Annotated in this window: 21 protein-coding genes; 11 read left to right on the top strand and 10 right to left on the bottom strand. The window is 52.0% G+C overall.

Annotated elements, in window-relative coordinates; genetic code table 11:
- Positions 1-32 precede the first annotated feature (32 nt).
- Both cysS and WCT94_RS18485 read right to left on the bottom strand, forming a co-directional pair.
- Positions 33-1,418 carry a cysteine--tRNA ligase gene (gene cysS / locus WCT94_RS18490; RefSeq protein WP_336870962.1) on the bottom strand — a complete coding sequence of 462 codons (1,386 nt, stop codon included), beginning with the start codon at positions 1,416-1,418 and terminating at the stop codon, positions 33-35.
- Between the two features lie 311 nt (positions 1,419-1,729).
- Entirely contained in the window at positions 1,730-2,161 is a 432-nt protein-coding gene (locus WCT94_RS18485; RefSeq protein WP_015841113.1) for a DoxX family protein, read from the bottom strand.
- A 421-nt stretch (positions 2,162-2,582) separates the two neighbouring features.
- Here WCT94_RS18485 and ppiB point away from each other — a divergent pair, with 421 nt between their 5' ends.
- The 6 genes from ppiB to WCT94_RS18455 all read left to right on the top strand — a co-directional run bounded on the left by ppiB (position 2,583) and on the right by WCT94_RS18455 (position 8,973).
- Entirely contained in the window at positions 2,583-3,077 is a 495-nt protein-coding gene (gene ppiB, locus WCT94_RS18480) for a peptidylprolyl isomerase B (RefSeq protein WP_180741836.1), read from the top strand.
- A gap of 10 nt (positions 3,078-3,087) precedes the next feature.
- On the top strand, positions 3,088-3,810 hold the full coding sequence (gene lpxH, locus WCT94_RS18475; RefSeq protein WP_336870961.1) for a UDP-2,3-diacylglucosamine diphosphatase: 723 nt from the start codon (positions 3,088-3,090) through the stop codon (positions 3,808-3,810).
- Between the two features lie 190 nt (positions 3,811-4,000).
- On the top strand, positions 4,001-4,510 hold the full coding sequence (gene purE, locus WCT94_RS18470) for a 5-(carboxyamino)imidazole ribonucleotide mutase (protein WP_336870959.1): 510 nt from the start codon (positions 4,001-4,003) through the stop codon (positions 4,508-4,510).
- The gene (gene purK / locus WCT94_RS18465) at positions 4,507-5,577 is read left to right on the top strand and encodes a 5-(carboxyamino)imidazole ribonucleotide synthase (RefSeq protein ID WP_336870956.1); all 1,071 of its coding nucleotides are present in this window, start codon (positions 4,507-4,509) and stop codon (positions 5,575-5,577) included. Before purE ends, purK begins: the two co-directional genes overlap by 4 nt.
- A 547-nt stretch (positions 5,578-6,124) precedes the next feature.
- Complete coding sequence (locus WCT94_RS18460; RefSeq protein WP_336870955.1) at positions 6,125-7,414, top strand: HAAAP family serine/threonine permease; 1,290 nt, start codon at positions 6,125-6,127, stop codon at positions 7,412-7,414.
- A 191-nt stretch (positions 7,415-7,605) separates the two neighbouring features.
- Positions 7,606-8,973 (top strand): L-serine ammonia-lyase, encoded by a 1,368-nt coding sequence (locus WCT94_RS18455; RefSeq protein WP_336870953.1) that lies wholly within the window; start codon positions 7,606-7,608, stop codon positions 8,971-8,973.
- 91 nt (positions 8,974-9,064) lie between these two features.
- On the opposite strand, the gene WCT94_RS18450 is transcribed toward WCT94_RS18455, so the two are convergent.
- From WCT94_RS18450 to WCT94_RS18435, 4 genes are all read right to left on the bottom strand, one after another.
- Positions 9,065-9,502, bottom strand: coding sequence for a helix-turn-helix domain-containing protein (locus WCT94_RS18450; RefSeq protein WP_319848459.1), 438 nt, complete (start codon positions 9,500-9,502; stop codon positions 9,065-9,067).
- 132 nt (positions 9,503-9,634) lie between these two features.
- Positions 9,635-10,450, bottom strand: a complete 816-nt coding sequence (pstB, locus tag WCT94_RS18445) for a phosphate ABC transporter ATP-binding protein PstB (RefSeq protein WP_336870950.1) — start codon at positions 10,448-10,450, stop codon at positions 9,635-9,637.
- Between the two features lie 15 nt (positions 10,451-10,465).
- A complete protein-coding gene (gene pstA, locus WCT94_RS18440) occupies positions 10,466-12,112 on the bottom strand; it encodes a phosphate ABC transporter permease PstA (RefSeq protein ID WP_336870949.1) in 1,647 nt (548 codons plus the stop codon).
- Entirely contained in the window at positions 12,109-14,277 is a 2,169-nt protein-coding gene (locus WCT94_RS18435; protein WP_336870946.1) for an ABC transporter permease subunit, read from the bottom strand. Before WCT94_RS18435 ends, pstA begins: the two co-directional genes overlap by 4 nt.
- Positions 14,278-14,617: 340 nt before the next feature.
- Here WCT94_RS18435 and ppk1 point away from each other — a divergent pair, with 340 nt between their 5' ends.
- The 3 genes from ppk1 (at position 14,618) to WCT94_RS18420 (ending at position 18,643) form a co-directional block, all read left to right on the top strand.
- Positions 14,618-16,690: a polyphosphate kinase 1 gene (ppk1, locus tag WCT94_RS18430; RefSeq protein ID WP_336870943.1), complete on the top strand. Its 2,073-nt coding sequence runs from the start codon at positions 14,618-14,620 to the stop codon at positions 16,688-16,690.
- Positions 16,690-18,225 carry an exopolyphosphatase gene (ppx, locus tag WCT94_RS18425; protein ID WP_336870941.1) on the top strand — a complete coding sequence of 512 codons (1,536 nt, stop codon included), beginning with the start codon at positions 16,690-16,692 and terminating at the stop codon, positions 18,223-18,225. Before ppk1 ends, ppx begins: the two co-directional genes overlap by 1 nt.
- Positions 18,226-18,454: 229 nt before the next feature.
- Positions 18,455-18,643 carry a YjfB family protein gene (locus WCT94_RS18420; RefSeq protein WP_205566340.1) on the top strand — a complete coding sequence of 63 codons (189 nt, stop codon included), beginning with the start codon at positions 18,455-18,457 and terminating at the stop codon, positions 18,641-18,643.
- A gap of 659 nt (positions 18,644-19,302) precedes the next feature.
- Here the strand turns inward: WCT94_RS18420 and WCT94_RS18410 are convergent.
- Together WCT94_RS18410 and WCT94_RS18405 are read right to left on the bottom strand one after the other, a co-directional pair.
- Positions 19,303-19,728, bottom strand: a complete 426-nt coding sequence (locus WCT94_RS18410) for an organic hydroperoxide resistance protein (protein ID WP_336870935.1) — start codon at positions 19,726-19,728, stop codon at positions 19,303-19,305.
- 195 nt (positions 19,729-19,923) lie between these two features.
- The gene (locus WCT94_RS18405) at positions 19,924-20,373 is read right to left on the bottom strand and encodes a MarR family winged helix-turn-helix transcriptional regulator (RefSeq protein ID WP_336870934.1); all 450 of its coding nucleotides are present in this window, start codon (positions 20,371-20,373) and stop codon (positions 19,924-19,926) included.
- Between the two features lie 220 nt (positions 20,374-20,593).
- Between WCT94_RS18405 and mgtE the strand changes: the two genes are divergently transcribed.
- Complete coding sequence (gene mgtE, locus WCT94_RS18400) at positions 20,594-22,072, top strand: magnesium transporter (protein WP_336870932.1); 1,479 nt, start codon at positions 20,594-20,596, stop codon at positions 22,070-22,072.
- 79 nt (positions 22,073-22,151) lie between these two features.
- Here mgtE and galK read toward each other — a convergent pair whose 3' ends face one another.
- Both galK and galT read right to left on the bottom strand, forming a co-directional pair.
- On the bottom strand, positions 22,152-23,315 hold the full coding sequence (gene galK / locus WCT94_RS18395) for a galactokinase (RefSeq protein ID WP_336870930.1): 1,164 nt from the start codon (positions 23,313-23,315) through the stop codon (positions 22,152-22,154).
- A 9-nt stretch (positions 23,316-23,324) separates the two neighbouring features.
- Positions 23,325-24,365, bottom strand: coding sequence for a galactose-1-phosphate uridylyltransferase (gene galT / locus WCT94_RS18390; RefSeq protein WP_336870926.1), 1,041 nt, complete (start codon positions 24,363-24,365; stop codon positions 23,325-23,327).
- 463 nt (positions 24,366-24,828) lie between these two features.
- Between galT and galR the strand changes: the two genes are divergently transcribed.
- A complete protein-coding gene (galR, locus tag WCT94_RS18385; protein ID WP_256543034.1) occupies positions 24,829-25,839 on the top strand; it encodes an HTH-type transcriptional regulator GalR in 1,011 nt (336 codons plus the stop codon).
- Positions 25,840-26,117: the final 278 nt, after the last annotated feature.

Raw genomic sequence — 26,117 nt, 5'->3', positions numbered from 1 at the left:
TTTGCGGGCTTTTTATTTATCGAAAGAGAAGATTACTTACGGCGCCAGATCGTTCCCTGCGGGCCGTCTTCCAGTACGATCCCCATTTCATTCAATCGATCGCGAGCCTGATCCGCCAGCGCCCAGTCTTTCGCCGCACGCGCATCTTTACGCTGCTGGATTAACGCTTCGATTTCTTTCACTTCGTCGTTATCCACCTGTGCGCCATTTTGCAGGAACTGCTCAGGATCCTGTTCCAGCAGGCCAAGCACGCCGGACAGTTTACGCAGTGCCGACGCCAGTTGATTCGCCGCCTGCACGTCTTCCGTTTTCAGGCGGTTAACTTCACGCGCCATATCAAACAGCACAGAGTAAGCTTCCGGCGTGTTGAAATCGTCGTCCATCGCTTCGCGGAAACGGGCTTCAAACTCGTCACCACCCTGCGCCGCAACATCAGGATCCGTTCCACGCAGCGCCGTGTAAAGACGTTCTAACGCCGCACGCGCCTGTTTCAGGTTGTCTTCGCTGTAGTTCAACTGGCTACGGTAGTGGCCTGACATCAGGAAGTAACGCACCGTTTCCGGATCGTAGTACGCCAGCACGTCGCGAACGGTGAAGAAATTGTTGAGCGACTTTGACATCTTCTCGCGGTCAACCATCACCATGCCGGAGTGCATCCAGTAATTCACATACGAGCCATCGTGTGCACAGCTGGACTGCGCGATCTCGTTTTCGTGGTGCGGGAACATCAAATCGGAACCGCCGCCGTGGATATCAAAATGCGTGCCCAGCTGTTTGCAGTTCATGGCAGAACATTCGATATGCCAGCCAGGGCGCCCTTCTCCCCACGGAGAAGACCAGTGCGGTTCACCCGGCTTGGACATTTTCCACAATACGAAGTCCATCGGGTTACGCTTCACTTCGGTAATTTCAACGCGCGCACCAGCCTGCAATTGCTCCAGATCCTGACGAGACAGCACACCATAGCCCGGCGCGGTATCAACGGAGAACATCACATCGCCATTACTCGCAACATAAGCGTGGCGACGGGCAATCAGCGTTTCTACCATTTCGATGATATCGGCAATATGGTGCGTCGCACGCGGCTCGGCATCCGGGCGCAGAATATTCAACGCATCAAAATCGGCGTGCATCTCTGCAATCATACGGGTCGTCAGTTGGTCGCTAGTTTCCCCGTTTTCGGCCGCACGTTTGATAATTTTGTCGTCAATATCGGTGACATTACGCACGTATTTCAGTGAATATCCCAGATACCGCAAATACCGCGCCACCACATCAAACGCCACGAAAGTACGCCCGTGACCGATATGACACAGGTCATAAACGGTGATGCCACACACATACATTCCCACCTGACCGGCGTGGATGGGTTTAAATTCCTCTTTTTGGCGACTCAGCGTATTAAAAATCTTTAGCATCAGGGCGTTCCAGTGTTTTTATAAAAAATGGTTTTCACAAAAAAATGGTTTCAAAGAAATGGTTTTCACAAACGCACGACATTCGACACAATGTTCAAAAAGTATAGCGTTCACACGATAGGTCAATCACAGACGCGGCTAGCGTCAGTAACATCAATGCGTTCAGGGTTGATACCCAACGGCGTATTGAAACCTGAACCCTACTGTATTGCAAGGTTAATAAGAAAAGGGAAAGGTAGGAAAGGATAAAAATGAAATGGCCCGGAAAATCCGGGCCATTTCACACAATCGACGTGCTGGCGAAAAAACACTCAGCGCAAGCGTGGATTCGACATCACAGAGTATTTTCCGCTGCCGAGAAAAGCAATCGCGATACCCGCAAAGAAGAACACCGCAGCACCTTCAACTGCCCATGCGCCGGTTTTTTCCAGAGAAAGGAAGTCACCAGAATGCACCAGCAATGCAGCAACAAGCATGGTGAAAGAGAAGATCAGCGCGGCAGGCCGCGTCAAGATGCCGAGTATCATCATGATCGGAATGATCACTTCCCCGATATAAACACCGTAGCCTACAAACGCAGGGAGCCCAGCATTAGTCAGCATTCCTTCAATAAAACCAATGCCACCGTGTAGTTTGTGCCAACCGTGGAACAGCATCAACACGCTGAAAGATACGCGCAAAAACAGTTTGCCAAAATCCGGTTTGTCTAATAAACGATTAACACTATCCAGAATACCCAGCATAGTTCACCTATCTCTTTAGAGTTATTTATGAGGAATAAGAATTACTCTCAGATTAATCTGAGCGGAAAAAAAAGAACACGTTGATTACGCAAAACATTGATCTGGGGCAATAAAAATCTTATTCAAATTAATTAACTATTATCTTATATTTTGATCAATTTATTTGTTTTTAAAAGTCCCTATTGCCTGATTAACGCCTTATTGCGCACTATTCTTCAGCGCACATATTATTTGACGCCTACCAAAATCAGAGTAGTAAACCTTTTTATACGATTTTCTCATCCATCAAACCGCCAATAGCGGTGCAGTAAGCGCGAAGTACTGACTCAATCGACCAGTTATGCTATAACAGCGCTCTTGCTGTTCACCGCCTTTTGTGAACAGCACTCTTAATCACTAAGGCTATCTAGGGTTCATTATTATGATTACGCTTCATACCAACCACGGCGATATCGTTATTAATACGTTTGCAGACAAGGCGCCGGTTACCGTAGAAAATTTCCTGAACTACTGCCGCAGCGGTTTTTATGACAACACGATTTTCCACCGTGTGATTAATGGTTTCATGATCCAGGGCGGCGGCTTCGCTCCCGGTATGGATCAAAAAGAAACCAACGCGACAATCAAAAATGAAGCCAACAACGGCCTGAAAAACGCGCGTGGCACGCTGGCAATGGCTCGTACTAACGATCCGCATTCTGCCACTGCCCAGTTCTTTATCAACGTTGTTGATAACGATTTCCTGAACTTCCGTTCAGAGCGTGCTGATGGCTGGGGCTACTGCGTTTTCGCTGAAGTCACCGAAGGTATGGACGTCGTTGATAAAATCAAAGGCGTAGCTACTGGCCGCAGCGGCATGCATCAGGACGTACCGAAAGAAGACGTGGTAATTACCCACGTAACGGTCAGCGAATAATCCGACCTGCATGGCAACGCTGTTCATTGCCGATCTGCATTTAAGTATTCATGAACCGGCGATTACCGCCGGTTTTCTGCGTTTTTTACGCCATGATGCGATTCATGCCGATGCGCTGTACATTCTTGGCGATCTGTTCGATGCCTGGATTGGTGACGACGATCCCCAGCCATTGCATGCGACTGTCGCCGAGGAACTGTATGCCTTACATCAGCGCGGCATTCCCTGCTATTTCGTGCACGGCAACCGTGATTTCCTGATCGGTAAGCGTTTCGCCAAACAAAGTGGGATGACGCTGCTGCCAACGGAAACAGTGCTCGATCTCTACGGCCAGAAGATCCTTATTCTGCATGGCGATACGCTGTGTACCGACGATCATCACTACCAGCAATTCCGTCGCCGGGTCCACAACCCGTTCATTCAGCGACTCTTTCTGCTATTACCGCTGTCATCACGCGTGAAAATCGCGGCGAAGATGCGTGCGACCAGCCAGCAGGAAAACCAGAAAAAATCGCAGCAGATTATGGATGTTAATCACGATGCCGTGCTTGAACGCCTCCGGCATTATCAGGTGAAGACGATGATCCATGGCCACACACACCGCCCCGCCATTCATCAGGTCAATCTCGGCGAATCTTATGGCCGTCGCGCTGTTCTGGGTGCCTGGCATAAAGAAGGGTCGATGATTAAGGTCACGCCACAAAATATCGAACTGATTTCCTTCCCATTTTAATGCGTTTCCAGCCATTGACTTAACGGCCTCTCACCTCATTCCCCCAGTATTTCCGCATACGCAACCGTTTTCCTCGCCATAATGGCGTGATATGCTCTACGCCCTCAACGTCAGACCCTCCCTGTCTGGCCGACGCGAACGCGTCACGAACACGTACAATTACAGGTACAACAACAGGAGCGTTACAGGCATGTCATCCAACGTTGCCCCGGCTAAAATTGCCATCGTCATGGGTTCAAAGAGTGACTGGGCCACCATGCAGTTTGCTGCGGAAATCCTCACCACGCTGAACATTCCTTTTCATACCGAAGTCGTTTCCGCACACCGGACGCCGGATAAGCTGTTCAGCTTTGCAGAACAAGCGGCACAGAATGGTTTTGATGTGATTATCGCTGGCGCAGGCGGTGCAGCACACCTGCCGGGGATGCTGGCAGCGAAAACGCTGGTTCCCGTGCTTGGCGTGCCGGTACAAAGCTCAACGCTGAGCGGTGTAGACAGCCTGTATTCTATCGTCCAAATGCCTCGTGGTATTCCAGTCGGCACGTTGGCCATTGGCAAAGCGGGCGCAGCGAATGCGGCTCTGCTGGCCGCACAAATTCTCGCCCTGCACGATCGTGGCATCGCCACTCGACTGGCAAACTGGCGTCAGGCGCAAACCGATGATGTACTCTCTCATCCCGATCCGCGGGAGGAGGCATGAAACCGGTCTGTGTATTAGGCAATGGTCAGTTGGGCAGAATGCTGCGTCAGGCTGGCGAACCATTAGGGATCGCCGTTTATCCCGTGGGGCTGGATGCTGAACCGGAATCGGTACCGTTTCATAACAGCGTGATTACCGCCGAGATCGAGCGCTGGCCGGAAACCGCCCTCACTCGTGAATTGGCCGAGCACACCGCGTTTGCGAACCGCGATATTTTCCCCCGTCTGGCCGATCGCCTGACACAAAAACAGCTGCTGGACTCGCTGAATCTGGCGACTGCGCCCTGGCAATTGCTGGCCAGCGCCGATGAATGGCCACACGTCTTCGCCTCATTGGGTGAATTGGCTATCGTTAAACGCCGTGTTGGTGGTTACGACGGTCGCGGACAATGGCGCTTGCGCGACGGCGAACAGCAGACGCTGCCCACGGACTGCTACGGCGAATGCATCGTTGAGCAAGGCATTAATTTTTCTGGCGAAGTCTCGCTGGTTGGCGCTCGCAATACGCACGGCAAATGTGTGTTCTACCCGCTCACCCACAACCTGCATCAGGATGGCATTCTGCGCACCAGCGTAGCCTTCCCTCAGCCTGACCCGCACCTGCAACAACAGGCAGAGCAGATGTTGTCCGCGATTATGAATGCGCTGGGCTATGTGGGCGTGATGGCGATGGAATGCTTTATCGTCGGCGACCACCTGCTCATTAACGAACTGGCTCCACGCGTACACAATAGCGGACACTGGACGCAAAATGGCGCATCGATCAGCCAGTTTGAACTGCATCTGCGCGCTATTCTCGACCTGCCGCTGCCGGTACCGGTCGTCGAAACGCCTTCGGTGATGGTCAACCTGATTGGCACCGACGTGAATGTCGACTGGCTGACGCTGCCGCTGGTACATCTGCACTGGTACGAGAAAGAGGTTCGTCCCGGCCGCAAAGTTGGACACCTCAATCTACCGTCCTCGGATACCGCACAGTTGCAACGCACGCTGCAATCGCTGGCGCCTCTCTTACCCGAGGAGTACCACAGCGGTCTGGCGTGGGCAGAAGAAAAACTCAGCGCCTGACAGGTCAGCGCTCATTAATCCGGCAGGTTATCGCCTGTCGGATAACCGTCTATTAATACCCCTCTATTAATGACAACGCGATTCGATACGTTTGCAGGAAGCACGCTCGCGATACTGCATCGTCAAAAAGAGAAAAACCATCATTCCGCGTGACATCAGTAAAATTGCGTTTATTATTTCTACTGCCCTTTATTTTATTTACTGTTCATTTTTTATCACTCGGTAATTAAATAAAGTATCAATAACGAGCCGTTAAAAATATTTAAAATAAAGTATCAAGATTGATATTTTAATTTGCGCGAAAATTTATTAAAATATTTCCCGTCAATTCATTTCTGTGATCGCCTCAATATTATTCGCTGACCACCACGATATAGAATGCCGCCACAAAACAGTATTGACCTACTGACATAATTAGCAACATGTCTCGTTCGTTTTTTAAACTCTGTAACGGCAACTTGCCGATACTGTAATTTTTATACCCCACATCATGTGGTAATCCCCTTACAACGGGGTATTAATGTGTTCACCGAGGAGAAATCAGTATATGAGCACAATTCAAGATAGCAGCCAGGTGTTAGAACAGACTTCAGGATGGCGTAAAAGCGATACCGTCTGGATGCTGGGCCTCTATGGCACAGCCATCGGCGCTGGCGTGTTATTCTTACCTATCAACGCGGGTATTGGTGGTTTAATTCCGTTAATTATCATGGCGCTGATTGCTTTCCCGATGACATATTATTCTCACCGTGCTTTATGCCGTTTTGTATTATCCGGCAAAAACGGTGGCGAAGATATTACCGAAGTTGTTGAAGAACATTTCGGTGTTGGTGCGGGTAAATTAATCACTTTGCTTTATTTTTTCGCTATTTATCCGATCCTGTTAGTTTATAGCGTCGCCATCACCAATACGGTAGATAGCTTTATTACTCACCAATTGCATTTACCTTCTCCGCCGCGTGCCGTGCTGTCATTAATATTGATTCTCGGGCTAATGTTTATTGTTCGCTTCGGTGAAGCAATGATCGTTAAGGCAATGAGCATTCTGGTTTATCCTTTTGTTGCCGTGCTGATGTTGCTGGCGCTTTATTTAATTCCGAACTGGAATACCTCTGTTTTTGAAAACATTTCTCTGAGTTCCAGCGTCACGGGCAACGGTCTGTTGGCGACATTATGGCTGGCTATTCCGGTGATGGTTTTCTCCTTTAACCACTCGCCGATCATCTCCTCCTTTGCCGTTGCCAAACGTAAAGAGTATGGCGATGACGCAGAGAAAAAATGCTCACGCATTCTGTCTTACAGCCACATCATGATGGTCCTGACCGTTATGTTCTTCGTCTTCAGCTGCGTACTGAGCCTTTCTCCAGTTGAGTTGATGGAAGCGAAAACACAGAACATTTCCATTCTGTCCTATCTGGCGAACCACTTTAACAACCCGGTCATTGGTTATATGGCTCCGGTTATTGCCACCATCGCGATCTCTAAATCGTTCCTGGGCCACTATCTGGGTGCGGGCGAAGGTTTTAACGGCATGATCGTGAAATCCCTGCGCAGCAGAGGCAAAACCATTTCCCATACCAAATTGAACCGCTTCACTGCGCTGTTCATGCTGATCACGACCTGGATTGTCGCGACGCTGAACCCAAGCATTCTGGGCATGATTGAAACGTTGGGCGGCCCGATCATCGCGTGTCTGCTGTTCCTGATGCCGATGTATGCTATTCAGAAAGTCCCTGCAATGAAGAAATACAGCGGCCACATCAGTAACGTCTTCGTCACCCTGATGGGACTGATCGCTATTTCCGCCATCGTTTACAGCCTGCGCGATCTGCTGTAAGCCCCCGACACTAATTTAACGCCGATACGTTATTTTTAGTCATACCCTAAATAATTCGAGTTGCAGGAAGGCGGCGACCACATGAATCCCCAGGAGCTTACACAAGTAAGTGACTGGGGTGAGTGGGGAAGCCAACGCACATGCGGCTTGAAGTATGACGGGTATGCGGCGTTTTTTTTAAGGAAATCGCTATGGTCAGCGTATTTGATATCTTCAAAATCGGCATCGGTCCGTCCAGTTCTCACACCGTCGGCCCAATGAAAGCGGGCAAAATGTTCACCGACGATCTGGTGAACCGCGCGCTTATCTCATCGGTGACATCCATCGTCGTTGATATTTACGGCTCGCTCTCCCTGACGGGAAAAGGTCACCACACCGATATCGCTATCATTATGGGGCTAGCCGGTAACCTGCCAGATAGCGTAAACATCGATAGCATTCCGGCGTTTATTCAACAGGTGAAAGACACTCAGCGGTTACCGATACTCAACGGTCAATATGAGGTCAGCTTCCCGCTGGAAACGTCTCTGCGTTTCCAACCGGAGAACCTGCCGCTGCATGAAAACGGCATGACCATTCGCGCCTATAGCGGACAAGAGCAGGTTTATAGCAAAACGTATTACTCCATCGGGGGCGGATTCGTCGTCGATCAGGAAAACTTCGGCAAACCCAATCTGGCAGAAGAAAGCGCACCCTACCCGTTCTTTTCTGCCCAGAAGCTGCTGCAACATTGTCACGATCACTGCCTGTCGTTATCCGCTATCGTCCTGAAAAACGAGATTGCGATGCATGGCCGGGAAGCACTTGAGCACTATTTTGCCGACGTGTGGAAAACCATGCAGGATTGTATGCATCGCGGCATGAATACGGAAGGTGTGTTGCCCGGCCCGTTACGCGTTCCCCGCCGGGCATCAGCGCTGCATCGCCTGCTGTTCATCAATGATCGTTTTTCTAACGATCCGATGGATGCGATGGACTGGGTTAACATGTTCGCAATGGCCGTGTCGGAAGAAAATGCAGCAGGCGGACGCGTGGTCACTGCACCAACTAACGGCGCGTGCGGCATTATTCCTGCCGTGCTGGCCTATTACGATCGCTACGTTCAACCGGTCACGCCGGAATCTTACCTGCGCTATTTTCTGGCAGCTGGCGCTATCGGTATGCTCTACAAAATGAATGCGTCTATTTCCGGGGCTGAAGTGGGCTGTCAGGGCGAAGTTGGCGTGGCCTGCTCAATGGCCGCGGCCGGTCTGGCAGAACTCCTCGGTGCCAACCCAGAGCAGGTATGCATCGCAGCGGAAATCGGCATGGAGCACAATCTGGGGCTGACGTGCGATCCGGTCGCGGGCCAGGTTCAGGTGCCGTGTATCGAACGTAACGCCATTGCCTCCGTGAAAGCCATCAACGCCGCAAGAATGGCAATGCGCCGCGCCAGCGAACCACGCGTATCGCTCGATAAGGTGATTGAAACCATGTATGAAACAGGCAAAGACATGAATGCCAAGTACCGTGAAACGTCTCGCGGGGGATTGGCGATTAAAGTCGTGCTGTGCGAATGATACAACTGGCCTTGTCGCGTTAAATGCCAGGCAGATTAACGCGACAATCAGGGGGATGATACGCAGGGGTTAATGCATTTGCATTAACCCTTTATTTTTTATCGCTTTCAGGCAGTGACCAGACAATATTGTTTTCGGCCGCCGCGATGTACCAGTCCACAGTGCTGTTCGCTGGCTTCTTGATATTTTCATGCTTCGCGAGTGCCTTGGCGGGAAAGGCCGCAGCTTTCTTTCTGATACGCAGCGGCGTCTGTTTTTTCTCACCGCTGATCTGCGCATGGAAAGACTCCACCTCGGCGTCAAAGAGCACGCCTTCAATCTGGTGCAGACGATTCAACCCACGCAGGATGGAAAGCAGGCTGCTGAGCGTAATGGATTCGCCCATTTCAGCACGTTTGATCGTCGCAATCCCCAGCCCTGCTCTCTCGGCAAGATCAACCTGCGATAAGCGCTGCTGGATTCTGGCGTCTTTTATTCTCCGGCACAGCTCGGTAATAATTTCGCCTTCGTTCATGGTGCTAAATTTCATCTTACCCGCCACTTGCCAGAGTCAAAAAATTTGCGCGCATTTTATCATCAATTTTTCAAATGGCACGGACAATTGATGAACGGTATCCATAATTTTTTTAAGCTCTTTAAATGCAGCGGTTTGATGAAAATTTCACCCAAAACGCCCGGTAATATAATCCTCGGTGCGGCGCTGCGTCGGCGAGGTAAACAGATCGTCCGTACGGTTGTACTCAATTAGCTTACCCTGATTGATAAACGCGGTGTAATCCGACACGCGGGCCGCCTGCTGCATGTTGTGCGTCACCAGCACCAGCGTGAAATGCTGCTTTAACGTTCCCATCAGCTCTTCAACAATCAGCGTCGAAATCGGATCGAGCGCGGAGGTCGGCTCATCTAACAACAGCACTTCCGGCTCAATGGCGATCGCCCGGGCGATCACCAAGCGCTGCTGCTGCCCGCTGGATAGCGTCAGCGCGTTGTCACTCAGCCGATCTTTTACTTCATGCCACAGCGCCGCCGCCCGCAGCGCACGCTCAACGGCATCATCCAGAAAGCGGCGATCGCGCAGCCCCTGTAATCTCAGGCCATAAATCACGTTTTCATAGATCGATTTAGGAAACGGATTCGGGCGTTGGAAAACCATACCGACCCGGCGGCGTAACACAGCAACATCTAACTGCGGGTCGTTAATTGGCATGCCGTTCAGCCAGATATCGCCCTCGGTACGGCAGTTGTCGACCAGATCGTTCATACGATTAAAACAACGTAACAGCGTGGATTTGCCACAGCCCGACGGCCCAATCAGCGCCGTGACCTGCTTCTTCGGAATACGAATCGAAATATCGTTCAGCGCCTGCTTGCTGCCATAGTATAGATTCAGATGTTCCACGGTTAACATCGTCTGTTCATCACTCAGTTGATGAACATCAGGTAGCGGTGCCATCTCCTTTTGTGTCATAAATCCCATAACTTCATCCTACTTTCAAAGTGATAACGAACGATATTTCTCACGCAGAACATGGCGGATTCCAATCGCCGCAAGGTTCAACCCGACGACAATCAGCACCAGCAGCAGCGCAGTAATGTATACCAGCGGCCTGGCGGCTTCCACGTCCGGGCTTTGGAACGCCAAATCGTAAATCTGGAATCCCAGATGCATAAATTTTCGCTCAAGATGCAGATAAGGGAAAATGTCATCAACCGGTAAAACCGGCACCGACTTCACCACGCCGACCAACATCAGCGGCGCCGTTTCCCCTGCGGCACGCGCCACCGCGAGGATTAAACCGGTCATCATCGCGGGAACCGCCATCGGCAGCACAACGTGCCACAGCGTTTCGGCCTTGGTGGCGCCCAACGCCAGTGAGCCGTGGCGTACCGACATCGGGATACGTGATAGCCCTTCCTCCGTCGCCACAATCACCACCGGCAGCGTCAGCAATGCCAGCGTCAGCGATGCCCACAGCAGCCCCGGCGTACCAAATGTCGGATTCGGCAGCGCTTCAGCATAGAACAGCTGATCCAGCGTGCCACCGATGAGATAAACAAAAAAACCTAACCCAAACACGCCGTAAACAATGGAAGGCACCCCAGCCAGATTGACCACGGCAATCCGCACCCAGCGCGTTAGGCTGTTTTTCCCTGCGTATTCATGCAGATAAACCGCAGCAATCACGCCCAACGGCATCACCACAATAGACATCAGCACCACCATCAAAACGGTGCCGAAAATGGCGGGAAAAAGGTGGCCTGCGCTGTTGCTGTCCGGTGAGTAGTGCGCCAGCATATATTTCGCCTGAGCGCCCCAGTGGCTGACTTTTTTCCACAGGTTCATCGCATTCGGGTACCAGGCCTGCTCAATGTCCCTGAGTGGGATAAGGTGAACGCTGCCGTTCGCATCCCGTAGCTGCACGGTATCACGATTAATGTCCAGATTGAGTGCGGTTAACTGACGCGACAGCTCATCGAAGCGACGTTGCAGCTCAATACGTTCAGCCTGAAGACGGGCCAGCGCCTGATTATCCAGCGTTCTGGTCTGCTGTCGCTTTTTCTCCTCCAGCCGTAGCGCTTCAAACTGCTGGTTGATCTTCGCCATCTCCCCCATGCGGATGGTCTGCGCCTTCGCGAGCAACCCCTGCACCTGCTCGACGCGATGCTGTAAGGTCGCGGGGAGATCCATCGCCACCAGCGGCTGTTCCCCCTCTAGCATGCCAGCAAGATAGCCATAGGCAGTGCCGTTGTTGGGTCGTTTTAACACCAGAATGTCGGCGGGTTTATCAAAACGGACTATGTCGCGTGACAGCAACGAACGAAAGCTCTGACCATGAATTTCACGCTGGCCAATTTTGATCAAATAGCGTGTTTCAGCGTCCCCAGTCGCAGAGGTTAAACCGGCCTGTTCCAACTGCCGGGGTGAAAGCATCTGCTCGGCATAAATTTCCCCCATTAGCGCACGCTGCTCCCCCTGCTCCGGCTGTAACGTCAACAACCAGACAGGCTGCGGCCACAAGTAGCGCATCCCCTGCCCCGCCAGCAGCACAATGATTGCCAGCATCGCCAGCAGGCTAATGGAAATGGACGACGCGGTCAGCCACACCCAAGGCCTTCCCGAACGGAACCAGCGCTTCACGCGTTTTCTCCTTCATCACGATAGCGTTGACGTAAACGCTGCCGGATAGTTTCAGCCAGCGTATTCACGATGAATGTGAAAACAAACAGCGTTAATGCCGTTAAAAACAACACCCGATAGTGACCGCTATTCGTCACAGCTTCCGGCATTTCGATGGCAATATTCGCCGCCAGCGAACGTAAGCCCTGAAGCAGGCCTTCATCCATAATTGGCGTGTTGCCCGTCGCCATAAGCACAATCATGGTTTCCCCCACGGCACGGCCAAAGCTCAGCATCAGCGCGGCGAAAATCCCGGCGCTGGCGGACGGCAGCACGACGCGCCACAGGGTTTGCCACGCCGTCGCGCCCAACGCCAGCGATCCCTGGCTTAAACGAGCCGGTACGCTGAACAGAGCATCTTCCGCCAGCGAAAAAATCAGCGGAATCAGTGCGAAACCGAGAGCGACACCCGCCACCAGCGTATTACGTTGCACGAAATCATCGCCCAACCACTGATACAGCGGCTGTCCTAACACCCAGATTTCCATGCGTGGCGCAAGCCAACAGCCAACGACAAATGTCAGCAGGATCGTGGGGATGAGGAAGAGTACGTCCCAGCCGGCCGGGAAACGGAGACGCCAGCGCGTCGGCAAGCATTCAATCAGCCAGCCGCAGCCGAGCACGGCCAGCATCCATAAAATCGGCATAACCAGAATAGCGGACAGATACGTCGCAAAATGCGGAGCCAGCCAGATGGCCGCAATCAAGCCAACGACGACCGTTGGCAACGCGCCCATGATTTCCAGCGTGGGTTTAATCCAGCGTCGCAGCGTCGGCGACATAAAACAGGCGGTATAAATCGCCGCAGACAGCGCCAGCGGCGTGGCAAACAGCATGGCGTAAATCGCCGCTTTCATCGTGCCCAGCATCAGCGGCATCATACTGAATTTGGCCTGATAACTGTCATCCGCAGACGTGGATTGCCAGATATAGGCAGGCTCCGGGTAATTCTCATACCACAATTTTTGCCACAGCCCACGCCAGCCGATATCGGGATACGGGTTATCAACCTGATAGCGGTGCCACCCCTGCGCCGTTTCAACCAGCATGGCAGATCCATGCGGCGAAAACGCCAGGCTCTGCGCATGAGCCGGTAACGCCTGCGTCAGCAGCGCATGCGACTGCTTGCTGGCAAACAGCGACAGTTCACCCTGTGCATTCAATGTGGCAAAAACTCGCCGCTGCGCTTCCGTTGCCAACAGCACCGATTCCCCTGCCACGTGCGGAAACTGGCGGATCTCCGTCAGCGTAGCGCCCTTTTCGCCCGGCACCTCAAACCATTGGCTAATCTGCCCGCCGGCGGTCTGTACCAGCAACGACCGCCCGCCGGACAACAGCGCCAGATGCAACGGTTCCGCCAACGGCAATTGCCGCTCTTCCCGCAGCGTCAGCGCGCTCGCCTCCACCTGCCATAGCGTTAATATGTTGCCGCTGAGCAAATAGACCTGCTGTCCGTCTGGCGTCAGCAGCAGTTGGCTAACCGCGCCAGTCGGAAGCGTAATCTGTGCCCGCTGCCGTACGCCGTTTTCATCAACATCGGCAATAATCAACGCGTTTTCTTGCCCGATAGCCGCAACAACGGCATGCGTTTCGTCCACCGCCGCCACCGCCAGATGACGCAACGGTTGCGCAGGCAACCCAAGCGAATAGGCCTGCTCACCGAGCGGATAAACCCAGACGGGAGACCGGTTTTCCGTGCGCGATAACACGGGCTGCACGAAAACTAAGCGGCCGTCAGGCTGGCTCAGGGCATAAGTCTGTCGTTCCCCCTGACTTTGCGCCAGTAAACTCAGTGCAGGAACCAGCCGGATACGTGACATCGGTTGGTTTTCCGCAAACGGAATAAACTCCCCATAGCCCTGACTGTCGATACGAAATCCAATCTGCCCGTTGTCGCTAAGCCCCAACGCCAGCGACGGTTCCGCACCGTGGCGCGGCACCGTTTTTTGACCGTTAACCGTGGGAGAAAGGAACAGTGGCGTCACCACATACAGTAGATAAAAGAAGATTAACAACAGCATAGCCAGCACCAGCAGCCCGCTGCCCGCAACAATGCGGTGAACCAAACGATCTACCCACGCTCGTCGACGATCCCGATACTGTGATGTGTTGCCTGTTTTTACCATTATTCTCGCCGTTAGAGTGAAGCCGCCAGAGTCGTGTTGCTAACGTATTGCGGGTAGCATATGTTGCCTTTACGCCCATAATATGACAATGGTAAGTCTGTCTATGAATTAGATTTTATACCCTAAATAGTTCGAGTTGTACGAAGGCGGCAACCGAGGGAGTCCCCAGGAGCTTACTCGAGTAAGTGACTGGGGTAAGTGAGGGTCGCCAACGCACTGACTACTCGAAATATGACGGGTATCGTCATCAACACGCCATAATGTTGTTGTACCCTATCTCCACAACGGAAGGGTATGAATATTGGATGAACCTTCAGTACATGAGTTGAGCGGAGTGACAATGGGTCAGGACAAACTCTACATAGAGAAAGAATTAAGTTGGTTATCCTTTAATGAACGAGTACTTCAGGAAGCAGCAGATAAAAGCAATCCGTTAATCGAACGCATGCGCTTTCTGGGCATTTACTCCAGCAACCTTGATGAATTTTATAAAGTCCGTTTTGCCGATTTGAAAAGACGCATTCTGATTAATGAAGAACAAGGTCTGGACGGCAATCTACGGCATCTTTTAGGCAAAATTCAGGCTCGTGTTCTCAAAACCGATCAAATCTTTGACAGCCTGTACAACGAGCTGCTGCTGGAGATGGCGCGTAACCAGATTTTTCTGGTCAATGAACGTCAGGTTTCCCCTAATCAACAAGAGTGGCTGAGAGATTACTTCCGGCAATATCTGCGCCCGCACATCACGCCAATACTGATCTTTGACGAAACCAACCTGGTGGAGTTCCTGAAGGATAGTTATACCTATCTTGCCGTCGAGATTATTCGTGGCGATGAGATTAACTACGCCCTGCTGGAAATTCCTTCGGATAAAATACCGCGCTTTGTCAACCTGCCAGCGGAAGCGCCGCGCCGTCGTAAAACCATGATCCTCATCGATAACATTCTGCGCTACTGTCTGGATGACATCTTCAAGGGCTTCTTCGATTATGATGCGCTGAACGCGTACTCCATGAAGATGACGCGCGATGCGGAATACGATCTGGTTACGGAAATGGAATCCAGCCTGCTGGAACTGATGTCTTCCAGCCTGAAGCAGCGCTTAACCGCCGAGCCGGTGAGATTCGTTTATCAGCGCGACATGCCGGACGCGATGGTCGCTATGCTGCTTGATAAACTGGGGATCTCTTCCTACGATTCCGTCATTCCTGGCGGGCGTTACCATAATTTCAAAGACTTTATCTCTTTCCCGAACGTCGGACGCGCCAATCTGGTCAACAAACCGTTGCCACGTCTGCGACACACCGGATTCAACCATTTTCGCAATGGGTTTGATGCGATCCGTGAGCGCGACGTGCTGCTCTATTACCCGTATCACACCTTCGAGCACGTATTGGAACTGCTGCGACAAGCCTCTTTCGACCCCAATGTGCTGTCCATCAAAATCAATATTTACCGCGTCGCCAAAGACTCGCGCATCATTAATTCAATGATCCATGCGGCGCACAACGGAAAGAAAGTGACGGTGGTGGTCGAACTACAGGCGCGCTTTGACGAAGAAGCCAACATCCATTGGGCCAAGCGCCTAACGGAAGCCGGCGTGCACGTGATTTTCTCGGTGCCAGGGTTGAAGATTCACGCCAAACTGTTCCTGATTTCCCGCCGCGAAGGGGAAAACATCGTGCGTTACGCGCACATCGGTACCGGTAACTTCAACGAGAAAACCGCCCGACTGTATACGGACTACTCGCTGCTGACCGCCGACGAACGCATCACCAACGAAGTACGCCGCGTCTTCAACTTTATTGAAAACCCCTACCGTCCGGTCAGCTTCGAGCATTTGCTGGTGTCACCGCAAAACTCCCGCGACAAGCTCTACCAACTGATTGATACCGAGATCGAGAACGCGCTGGCGAATCGTGATGCAGGCATTACGCTTAAGGTAAATAATCTGGTGGATAAAGGGCTGGCAGAAAAGCTGTACCAGGCTTCTTCTGCGGGTGTGAAAATTAATCTGCTGGTGCGCGGCATGTGCTCACTGATCCCCAATTTGCCGGGGATCAGTGAAAATATTCAGGTCATCAGTATTCTTGACCGCTATCTGGAACACGATCGGGTGTATGTCTTCAACAACGGCGGGGACAAGAAAGTCTACCTTTCTTCCGCAGACTGGATGACACGCAACATTGATTATCGCATTGAAGTCGCAGTGGAAATTCTCGACCCTACGTTGAAGAACCGCGTGCTGGAAACGCTGGATATTTTGTTCAGCGATACGGTGAAAGCCCGTGTCGTTGATAAAGAATCGAGCAACCGCTATGTATCACGCGGCAACAAGCGTAAAGTACGCGCGCAAAATGCCATTTACGACTACATCAAGGCGTTGGAGCAACCTGGAGATAAGCCTGAATAATGCCGTTAACGAACAATGAAAAAACCGAGATGAAGCCGCAAGAATTCGCGGCCATCGACCTGGGTTCCAATAGTTTTCACATGGTGATCGCACGCGTGGTAAACGGTGCGCTTCAGGTATTGGGGCGTTTAAAACAGCGTGTCCATCTGGCCGACGGCCTTGACAACAAAAATGTGCTCAGCGAAGAGGCCATTCAACGCGGCCTGAGCTGTCTGGCGCTGTTTGCTGAACGCCTGCAAGGCTTCCCCGCCGTGAACGTATCCATCGTCGGAACGCATGCGCTGCGTCAGGCGGTCAACGCGCAGGACTTTTTGCGCCGCGCGGCAGATATTATCCCCTATCCGATAGAGATCATTTCCGGCCACGAAGAAGCTCGTCTGATCTTTATGGGTGTGGAGCATACGCAGCCGGAAAAAGGCCGTAAGCTTGTCATCGATATCGGCGGCGGTTCTACAGAGCTGGTTATCGGTGAAGATTTCGAACCGATGCTGGTGGAAAGCCGTCGTATGGGTTGCGTTAGCTTTGCACAGCAGTTTTTCCCGAACGGTGAAATAAGCGAAGTCAACTTCAAGCGTGCTCGGCTGGCCGCGGCGCAAAAGCTGGAGACGCTGTCCTGGGAATATCGCATATACGGATGGAAATTCGCCCTCGGCGCGTCTGGAACGATCAAAGCCACGCACGAAATTCTCGTGGAGATGGGGGAGAAAGACGGCCTGATTACCCCCGAAAGACTGGAAATGCTACGCACGCAGATCTTGCAGTTTAAGCATTTCAAGTCGCTGAGCCTACCGGGTCTGTCCGAAGATCGTCAGTCGGTGCTGGTGCCCGGTCTGGCTATCCTGTGCGGTATTTTCGACGCGCTGGCGATCAAAGAACTCCGCTTGTCCGATGGTGCGCTGCGTGAAGGCGTGCTGTACGAAATGGAAGGCCGTTTCCGTCATCAGGATATTCGCATCCGTACCGCGCAGAGTCTGGCGACCCATTACAATATCGACCGCGAGCAGGCGCGACGCGTGCGGGAAACCACGCAGCAGCTTTATGCGCAATGGGCAAAGCAAAATCCCAATCTGATGCACCCACAGCTTGAGGCCATCTTAAACTGGGCTTCCATGCTGCATGAGGTCGGGTTAGGCATTAACCATAGCGGTATGCACCGCCATTCCGCCTACATTCTGCAAAATACCAACCTGCCCGGCTTCAATCAGGAACAACAGCTTGTGCTGTCGATGATCGTGCGGCTGCACCGTAAAGCGATCAAGCTGGAAGAGTTGCCGCGCTTGAACCTGTTCAAAAAGAAACAGTATTTGCCATTAGTGCAACTTTTACGCCTTGCCACGCTGTTGAACAACCAGCGTCAGGCGACGACAACGCCGGAATCGTTACGGCTGCATACCGATGACAACTACTGGACGCTGACGTTCCCGCACGACTTCTTTACCAACAACACGCTGGTACAACTGGATTTAGAACGGGAACAGGAATATTGGCAGGACGTCACTGGCTGGAAGCTGATGATTGAGGAAGAAAAAGCCTGATTGCTAGGGTTTTGTCTGTAATCCGAGTGTACGCCGTACAGTATCGTGACGAAAAATTGTGCAACCAGACTGGCCGGTGAAGCCCGGTTAACGTAAAGTTTACAGAGATGGGGCCGATACCAAAATGATGGCTGGCGAGAATTTTCGCCAACATCATGCAACCTCGGCGGAAAGGTGCGCTTCCTTTCCATACCGGACATCAATCCAACTCAGTATTAAGGAGAGTGAAATGGATGTATCGCAGATTGCATCACTCGCGACCGACCTCAGCAACATGCGAACCAGCAGTGAGGCCAGTACACTAGTGATGAAAAAAGCGCTCGATAACCAAGAAGCTGTTGCAGCAGGTATTTTGAAGGCATTACCACCTCTGCCAGCAAATCCGGCGATTGGGCGTAACGTCAATACCACGGCGTAATCCCTTGCACCACACAACCCGCTTATCCGTTTTTGTTTGAGCGGGTTTTTGGTGGCCCTTTAAGTCCCCTTGTGTTTCCGCCCCTTTGCGTTTGCTCCCGCCCTCTTTCCTTGTACCGAACGTGCGAAAACCGAATCAGCCATCATCTTTTTCACGTCGGCAGATTGACCTCTCCTAAAGCCTGTGCCTAAATAAACAACAGCGAATGTTCGCTTTCACAGAGGATTCACTGGTAATGTCCACGCTTACCCACAGACGACGATTATCGATACGCCCGCGACGAAGTGGCTCTCGGATCGCTCGTGCCGTTTTACTCATCAGTTTCATTATTCTTTTAGGTCGCTTTGCCTACTCCACTATCACTGCGTTTGGCCATCATCAAGACAAACAGCAGCAGCGTGCGGAACAATTACTGCTTCCTACCAACGTGCTCGTCAATCAGAAAGAATAGCGCCTAACCAACCGGTTCCTTTTCCTTATATTCTCTTTTTCTTCATCAGGCATACTGCCTTCGTATTCTCGTGCCTGCTATTTACTCCTGCCTCCACTGTCCATTCTGACTAGACCGTGCAAATAAAAAAACGGCAGTGCGAATCTTCGCAGCCACCGTTTTCATCAGTCAATTTTTCATTGATCGACACTGTACTTGCTAGCAGGACTTAGACAATCGTCAGAGTCACATCGATGTTGCCGCGCGTTGCATTGGAGTATGGGCAAACGATATGGGCTTTCTGCACCAGATCTTCAGCTACAGCACGATCCAGACCCGGCAGTGAAATTTTCAGTTCGACTTCAATACCAAACCCGGTAGGGATGGCACCGATACCCACGCTGCCGTTTACCGTGGTATTAGCAGGCACAGCGATTTTCTCACGTACACCGACAAACTTCATCGCGCCCAGGAAACAGGCAGAATAGCCAGCGGCGAACAGCTGTTCTGGGTTCGTCCCCTCACCGCCTGCCCCACCCAGCTCACGCGGGGTCGTCAATTTAATATCAACCGCGTTATCGGAAGACACCGCACGACCATCGCGACCACCGGTAGCTTGAGCATGAGCAACGTATAATACTTTTTCAATAGACATAATGTGACTCCAGATCGTTAAGGAATGACCTAATACAGTGAGATACTGCTGAGGCCTTAATTTAATAGCGAAAAATTAAATCGCTCACTACTTAATTACTTGAAATAAACTACTTAAAATAAATCACTTAATAAAGGGTTAAAAGCATGACGCTGTCTAACCGATATTGCGATACATCAGGAAAACACTCACCTTTTATAGATGCCCGATCAGGCTATTACGCAGCGTTTCCAAATCTTTTTTGATCGTCTGCAACTGTTCGAGATGGCATTCCGTCGCGCAAAACACGCTTTCAGGAATTGCTCTTGCCTGTTGCTGAAGTTCCCGTCCTGCCTCGGTTAACCCGATCAGCACCTGACGCTCATCTTCTGTTCCCCGATTACGCACCACTAAGCCTGCGCTTTGTAACCGCTTGAGCAGCGGCGTCAGCGTGGCGGAATCCAGATACAGCCGCTCACCCAATTCAGACACCGTCAAACCATCACGCTCCCACAGCACCAGCATAACCAGATATTGGGGATAGGTGAGGTTCAAGTCAGACAGCAAACGGCGATACAGTTTATTCATCGCCAGATTGGCGGAATACAGTGCGAAGCACAGCTGTCCATCCAGTTTGTAAGCGTTGTCGTTCATCGTCTCTGCCATCGGTGTTTGTTACGTTTCTGGAACTGACTATATATCGCTAAAAACTAAATAGCAAACGATTTAATAATTCATTAGGCGAAATCCACACTAAAAAAACACACCAGGACGCCATCACCCTGCTGTTCAGAGTGCGATTCGCCAGTAATCCTATTCTTAATCTACTGATTTTGCGCTACGTTTAATAAAATACGGATAAAAAACAGATCGAGCATAAAACATTATGTCGAGTGTAAAAAAACTTACCGACCTCCGGCGCCGCATCTCCCTTCTGCTGTTGGAAAACAAGGAACTGGTTGAAGACATCATCAACCGACAACCTCGCTTAACGGAACGCGATGGCGCACCATTAAGCGACACCGACGTATTAAGTAACAAAATCGGGCTGCGTGAAAAAAGCATTCTGCTCGACCAAACCGCAGAAATCAGCGAGCTTATCATCGGGCTGCATGCCGCTGACCTTGCCGATTTACTGGAGTCTTTACCGCAGGATGAACGTCTGGCGCTCTGGCGACTGATCCCCATAGAGAAGCGCGGTCGCGTGTTGATTGAGGCCTCCGACAGCATTTCCGACGACCTGATCGGCGATATGCAGGATAAAGCAATCCTGAGAGCCGTTCGGATCTTGGATGTTGATGAGCAGGCCCAGCTCTCTCGTCTCGTTCCTCGTCACCTGTTGGGCAGAATACTGACCTCGCTTGAGCCGAAGCAGCGTGCGCAGCTACGCGCCGCCATCAATTATGATGAAGACTGCCTCGGCCATATGATGGATTTCAAGCTCATTACCGTGCGCGCCGATGTCACGCTCGCGGCCGTACAGCGCTATCTGCGCTATCGCAAAACCATCCCCGAATCGACCGACAAACTGTTCGTGACCGATCGCAAGAACACGCTGATCGGTGAGCTGTCGTTGGCCAGTATTCTGCTCCACGCACCTCAGACACGGGTTAATGACGTCATGGACGATCAGCCGCTGAGGTTCCAACCTGAAGATAAAGTCGAAGAAGCCGCGGGGGCGTTTGAACGTTACGATTTAATCTCCAGCGCCGTGGTAGATAGCAAAGGAAAACTCATGGGACGCCTGACGATCGAGGATATCCTCGACGTCGTGAACCGGGAAAGCGACAGCAACCTACGGCGTTCAGGGGGGTTGATGCCCTCTGAAGATGTTTATGCCCCCGTGTACAAATCGTTCCGCAATCGCTGGGCATGGCTGGCTATCAATCTTTGTACGGCGCTCATTGCCTCACGGGTTATCGGCCTGTTTGAACACACCTTATCTCACTTGGTGGCGCTGGCGACGCTCATGCCGATTGTCGCCGGAATCGGCGGAAATACCGGCAACCAGACAATCACCATGATTGTTCGCGCGCTGGCGCTGCATCAGTTAGAGCACGGTAAAAAATCGTACCTGCTACTCAAAGAACTCGGCGTCGCGCTGGTCAACGGGGTGATATGGGGCACGATTATGGGCGTGGTGACCTTCCTGCTCTACGGCAGCGCCGCCATGGGCGGCGTAATGATGCTGGCGATTCTGCTGAATTTACTGCTCGCAGCACTAATGGGCGTCGCTATCCCACTGATCATGATGAAACTCGGCCGGGATCCGGCCATCGGCTCCAGCGTCATGATCACCGCCATCACCGATACCGGCGGTTTCTTTATCTTCCTTGGGCTGGCAACGCTGTTCCTGCTCCCGTGAACCTCGGTAATGTTGAACACATGCAATATAAAAAGGGCTTTCATCAAAGCCCTTTTTGCTCGAGATTCTCAGCCAGAACTTAACTCACGCGACCCGCACCGCCGGATGCCTGACACAGATAGATGGATGGCTGAAGCCCGGTGCGCGCCGGATATTCACGTTCAATCACCTGTTTGACTTCGTCAGTCAGTGCCGAAGGGATAAGGGCGACAATGCAGCCGCCGAAACCACCGCCGGTCATACGGACACCGCCCCGCTCGCCGACATAATCCTGAATCAGCGCGACCAATGTATCGATCGGCGGCACGGTAATTTCAAAATCATCCCGCATGGAGACATGTGATTCCGCCATCAGCGTAAACAAACGGTGTGCATCCTGACGCGCCAGCGCATCGGCCGCTTCCAGCGTACGACGGTTCTCGGTAATCACGTGGCGCGCACGGCGAACCGCTACTGCATCCAGTCCCTCGATTCCCGCTTCAAACTGCGACAGTGAAACATCACGCAGCGCTTTAACGTTAAAGTGACGCGCTGCCGCTTCACACTGCTGGCGGCGCGTGTTGTATTCGCTGTCCACCAGCCCACGACGCACGTTGGAGTTCACGATCAGGACGTCAACGCCATCGAGCATACGCACCGCGCGCCCTTCCAGAGTGCGGCAGTCGATTAACATCGCCTGACCGACACGTCCCTGGGCGGAAATAAACTGATCCATAATGCCGCAGCTACAGCCGACAAAATCGTTTTCTGCCTGCTGCCCGTTTAGCGCCACATCCAGTTGGCTGATATCCAGATTATTCAGTTCTTTGAACGTCTGCCCAATAGCCACTTCCAGCGAGGCCGATGAGCTTAGCCCTGCGCCAGACGGCACATTGCCGGAAACCACCATATCCATGCCAGTGAGCGGCAGGCCACGCGCCTGCAAAAACTTCACCGTGCCTCGGATATAGTTCGCCCAAGTGTAGTCCGGGTGAGGCACGATCGCTTTGGCGAGATCGAACTCGTCCTGCTGGTGGTCAAAATCCACCGCCACCACCCGCACGATGCCATCCTGACGCACCGCCGCGCTGACCACCGTCTGGTAATCGATAGCACACGGCAAAACAAAGCCATCATTATAGTCGGTGTGTTCACCAATCAGGTTGACTCGACCGGGTGCCTGAATAGCGGCATGCGGCGCATAGCCAAATAATCGGACAAAAACAGACTCGGTTAACTGACGTAGAGAATCAATACGGCTCATAAAATGACCTCAAATTTGCTCACGAAAATGGATATCACTTACGCTGCGTAAACGTTCAGCGGCCTGCTCTGCCGTCAGATCACGCTGTGCCTCAGCCAACATTTCATAGCCAACCATAAATTTGCGCACGCTGGCGGAACGTAATAACGGAGGATAAAAATGGGCATGCAGTTGCCAGTGCGCGATGTCGTCACCTTTAAATGGTGCGCCATGCCACCCCATCGAATAAGGGAATGAGCACTGGAACAGGTTGTCGTAACGGCTGGTCAGCTTTTTCAGGAGCAGCGCCAGATCGTCACGCTGAACATCATTCAACTGTGGCAACCGCTGTACGGCGAACTTGGGCAGGACCAGCGTTTCAAACGGCCACGACGCCCAATAAGGGACAACCGCTAACCAATGATCCGTTTCTACCACGATGCGCGAGCCGTCAGCCTGTTCGCGGCGAACGTAGTCCAGCAGTAACGGCGAACCGTGACGTAAGAAATAAGCTCGCTGCTGCTCGTCCTCACGCAGTACCTCGTTCGGCAGGAAATCGTTAGCCCAAACCTGCCCGTGCGGATGGGGATTCGAGCACCCCATCATCGTTCCTTTATTCTCAAAAACCTGAACCCACGGATACCGCTTGCCCAGTTCCTCGGTTTGCTCGCTCCACGTATCAATCACCGTTTTCAGCGCGGGTAGCGAAAGCTGCGGCAGGCTTTTACTGTGATCGGGAGAAAAACAGATGACGCGGCTAACGCCACGGGCTTGCTGAACGCGGAAAAGCTCGTCGTCGCCCGACGGTGCATCAGGCGTATCTTCCATCAGTGCCGAAAAGTCATTCGTAAAAACAAAGGTCCCCTGATAGTGCGGGTTGGTATCGCCAGTAATGCGTTTGTTGCCCGCACACAGGTAACAAGTCGGATCGTAAGACGGCGGCGTGGAACGATCCGGTTCATCCTGCTGACCCTGCCAGGGGCGCTTTGCACGATGCGGAGAAACCAGAATCCACTCGCCCTTCAGCGGGTTAAAACGACGATGCGGATGTTCAGTTGGCTCAAACTGCATAAGCTATTCCTCAATACAAAACACAAATTCGGTACACGGCGTCGCCATCCGCGGCCAATTGTATGGCGCTAACAGCCCGTCAGCGGTCTGGAAGAGGCATCCGGCCAGCCTGTAAACACAGCCAGAAAAACCCCTGAATGTAATCAGTTTCACTATATGTTATGGATAAAATAGCTGTTATAAAGCCGAGTATCGATAGCTCGCTATCGTTTAGCTATCACATAAGTGTAATCGGTTACCCTAAATTTAAACCTCAGAATGGTATTTTGGAAGAGAGAAATGACCGATGATTGTTGATAGCGATCACATAAGTACGGTCTGGATCAAAAAGGAAAGGAGGTCGGATAGGTAACATCACCCAAAAACCTGTACATTTATAAATATAAGTAATCGATTTTTTCTTTTAACTTCTGCGTTAGGCTGCGGTTCGCCTCACAGCGCATTTGACCGTTCAGGAATGCCAATGGCCACAATAAAGGATGTTGCTCGTCTATCAGGTGTATCAGTCGCTACGGTTTCGCGCGTAATCAATAATTCGCCCAAAGCCAGTACCGCCTCAAGGGAAGCCGTACACAAGGCCATGGCGGAGTTGCAATATCATCCGAACGCCAATGCCAGAGCACTCGCGCACCAGAGTGCAGAAACCATGGGGCTGGTTGTTGCGGATGTCTCCGATCCCTTTTTTGGGACGATGGTAAAGTCTGTCGAACAAATTGCTCAGGCAACGGGCAACTTCCTGCTGATTGGCAACGGCTACCACAATGCCGAGCAGGAAAAGAAAGCCATTGAGCAGTTGATTCGCCACCGCTGTGCGGGGCTGATCGTGCATGCCAAAATGCTGTCGGATGAAGAACTGGCCGCCTTGATGAGCCACATTCCTGATATGGTGCTCATCAACCGTACCTTGCCCGGCTATGAGAGCCGCTGTGTTGCGCTCGATGACCGCTATGGTTCCTGGCTGGCAACGCGTCATTTAATTCAGGAAGGGCACCAAAAGATCGGTTTCCTCTGCTCTAATCACCAAATTTCCGACTCCGCCGATCGCCTGCAAGGTTATATGGATGCGCTGCAAGAGCACGGCATTCCACGGGATGAACGCCTCATTGCGCGCGCATCACCGGACGAAGTGGGCGGCGAGTCTGCCATGATGGAGCTCCTGAGCCGGGGCGGCAATATGACGGCGGTGGTGTGCTACAACGATTCCATGGCCGCTGGCGCCCTCTCCGTCCTGAGCGACAACAGCATCAGCGTACCGCAGGATATGTCGGTGGTCGGGTTTGATGACGTATTAATCGCCCGTTACCTTCGCCCTCGCCTGACAACCGTGCACTATCCGGTTTCCGCCATGGCCATTCAGGCGGCAGAATTAGCCATCGCGTTATCTCACGGTAAAGAGCTTAGCGAAACCACGAATATGTTTAGCCCGACGCTGGTACGCCGCCATTCAGTCAGCCCCCCAACCCGTAAGAAGTAGCCACCTTTTATCTATACTGCTTGCCTGATGTCGATTCGCATCAGGCAAGTCGCGCTTCGGAACCCTCTTCGTTTTCTCTTTCCCTTCATCAGACATCCTTTCTCTATTTTCCAGAAACGTTTCCTACTCGGCATCGACCCACACCTTTTATGCAACGTTTCCGATTCTGCTATAAAAAAATTTTATGCTGGATTTGAGTCATACCGGCAAGATTTGTAACCAGTTACACACCATTACCTAGCGAATAACATCACAATAAGACTAATAAATATGCAAAG

This window comes from Pectobacterium sp. 1950-15, from assembly GCF_037136835.1.
In the GTDB taxonomy this organism is placed as follows: domain Bacteria; phylum Pseudomonadota; class Gammaproteobacteria; order Enterobacterales; family Enterobacteriaceae; genus Pectobacterium.
The sequence above is the reverse complement of the archived record's forward strand: the minus strand, read 5'-3'. Positions and strand labels throughout refer to the sequence as shown.

Excerpts from the sequence above, each read along its gene's own strand:
- cysS (WP_336870962.1), bottom strand. The coding sequence starts at position 1,418 with ATGCTAAAGATTTTTAATACGCTGAGTCGCCAAAAAGAGGAATTTAAA.
- WCT94_RS18485 (WP_015841113.1), bottom strand. The coding sequence starts at position 2,161 with ATGCTGGGTATTCTGGATAGTGTTAATCGTTTATTAGACAAACCGGAT.
- ppiB (WP_180741836.1), top strand. The coding sequence starts at position 2,583 with ATGATTACGCTTCATACCAACCACGGCGATATCGTTATTAATACGTTT.
- lpxH (WP_336870961.1), top strand. The coding sequence starts at position 3,088 with ATGGCAACGCTGTTCATTGCCGATCTGCATTTAAGTATTCATGAACCG.
- purE (WP_336870959.1), top strand. The coding sequence starts at position 4,001 with ATGTCATCCAACGTTGCCCCGGCTAAAATTGCCATCGTCATGGGTTCA.
- purK (WP_336870956.1), top strand. The coding sequence starts at position 4,507 with ATGAAACCGGTCTGTGTATTAGGCAATGGTCAGTTGGGCAGAATGCTG.
- WCT94_RS18460 (WP_336870955.1), top strand. The coding sequence starts at position 6,125 with ATGAGCACAATTCAAGATAGCAGCCAGGTGTTAGAACAGACTTCAGGA.
- WCT94_RS18455 (WP_336870953.1), top strand. The coding sequence starts at position 7,606 with ATGGTCAGCGTATTTGATATCTTCAAAATCGGCATCGGTCCGTCCAGT.
- WCT94_RS18450 (WP_319848459.1), bottom strand. The coding sequence starts at position 9,502 with ATGAAATTTAGCACCATGAACGAAGGCGAAATTATTACCGAGCTGTGC.
- pstB (WP_336870950.1), bottom strand. The coding sequence starts at position 10,450 with ATGGGATTTATGACACAAAAGGAGATGGCACCGCTACCTGATGTTCAT.
- WCT94_RS18435 (WP_336870946.1), bottom strand. The coding sequence starts at position 14,277 with ATGGTAAAAACAGGCAACACATCACAGTATCGGGATCGTCGACGAGCG.
- ppk1 (WP_336870943.1), top strand. The coding sequence starts at position 14,618 with ATGGGTCAGGACAAACTCTACATAGAGAAAGAATTAAGTTGGTTATCC.
- ppx (WP_336870941.1), top strand. The coding sequence starts at position 16,690 with ATGCCGTTAACGAACAATGAAAAAACCGAGATGAAGCCGCAAGAATTC.
- WCT94_RS18420 (WP_205566340.1), top strand. The coding sequence starts at position 18,455 with ATGGATGTATCGCAGATTGCATCACTCGCGACCGACCTCAGCAACATG.
- WCT94_RS18410 (WP_336870935.1), bottom strand. The coding sequence starts at position 19,728 with ATGTCTATTGAAAAAGTATTATACGTTGCTCATGCTCAAGCTACCGGT.
- WCT94_RS18405 (WP_336870934.1), bottom strand. The coding sequence starts at position 20,373 with ATGGCAGAGACGATGAACGACAACGCTTACAAACTGGATGGACAGCTG.
- mgtE (WP_336870932.1), top strand. The coding sequence starts at position 20,594 with ATGTCGAGTGTAAAAAAACTTACCGACCTCCGGCGCCGCATCTCCCTT.
- galK (WP_336870930.1), bottom strand. The coding sequence starts at position 23,315 with ATGAGCCGTATTGATTCTCTACGTCAGTTAACCGAGTCTGTTTTTGTC.
- galT (WP_336870926.1), bottom strand. The coding sequence starts at position 24,365 with ATGCAGTTTGAGCCAACTGAACATCCGCATCGTCGTTTTAACCCGCTG.
- galR (WP_256543034.1), top strand. The coding sequence starts at position 24,829 with ATGGCCACAATAAAGGATGTTGCTCGTCTATCAGGTGTATCAGTCGCT.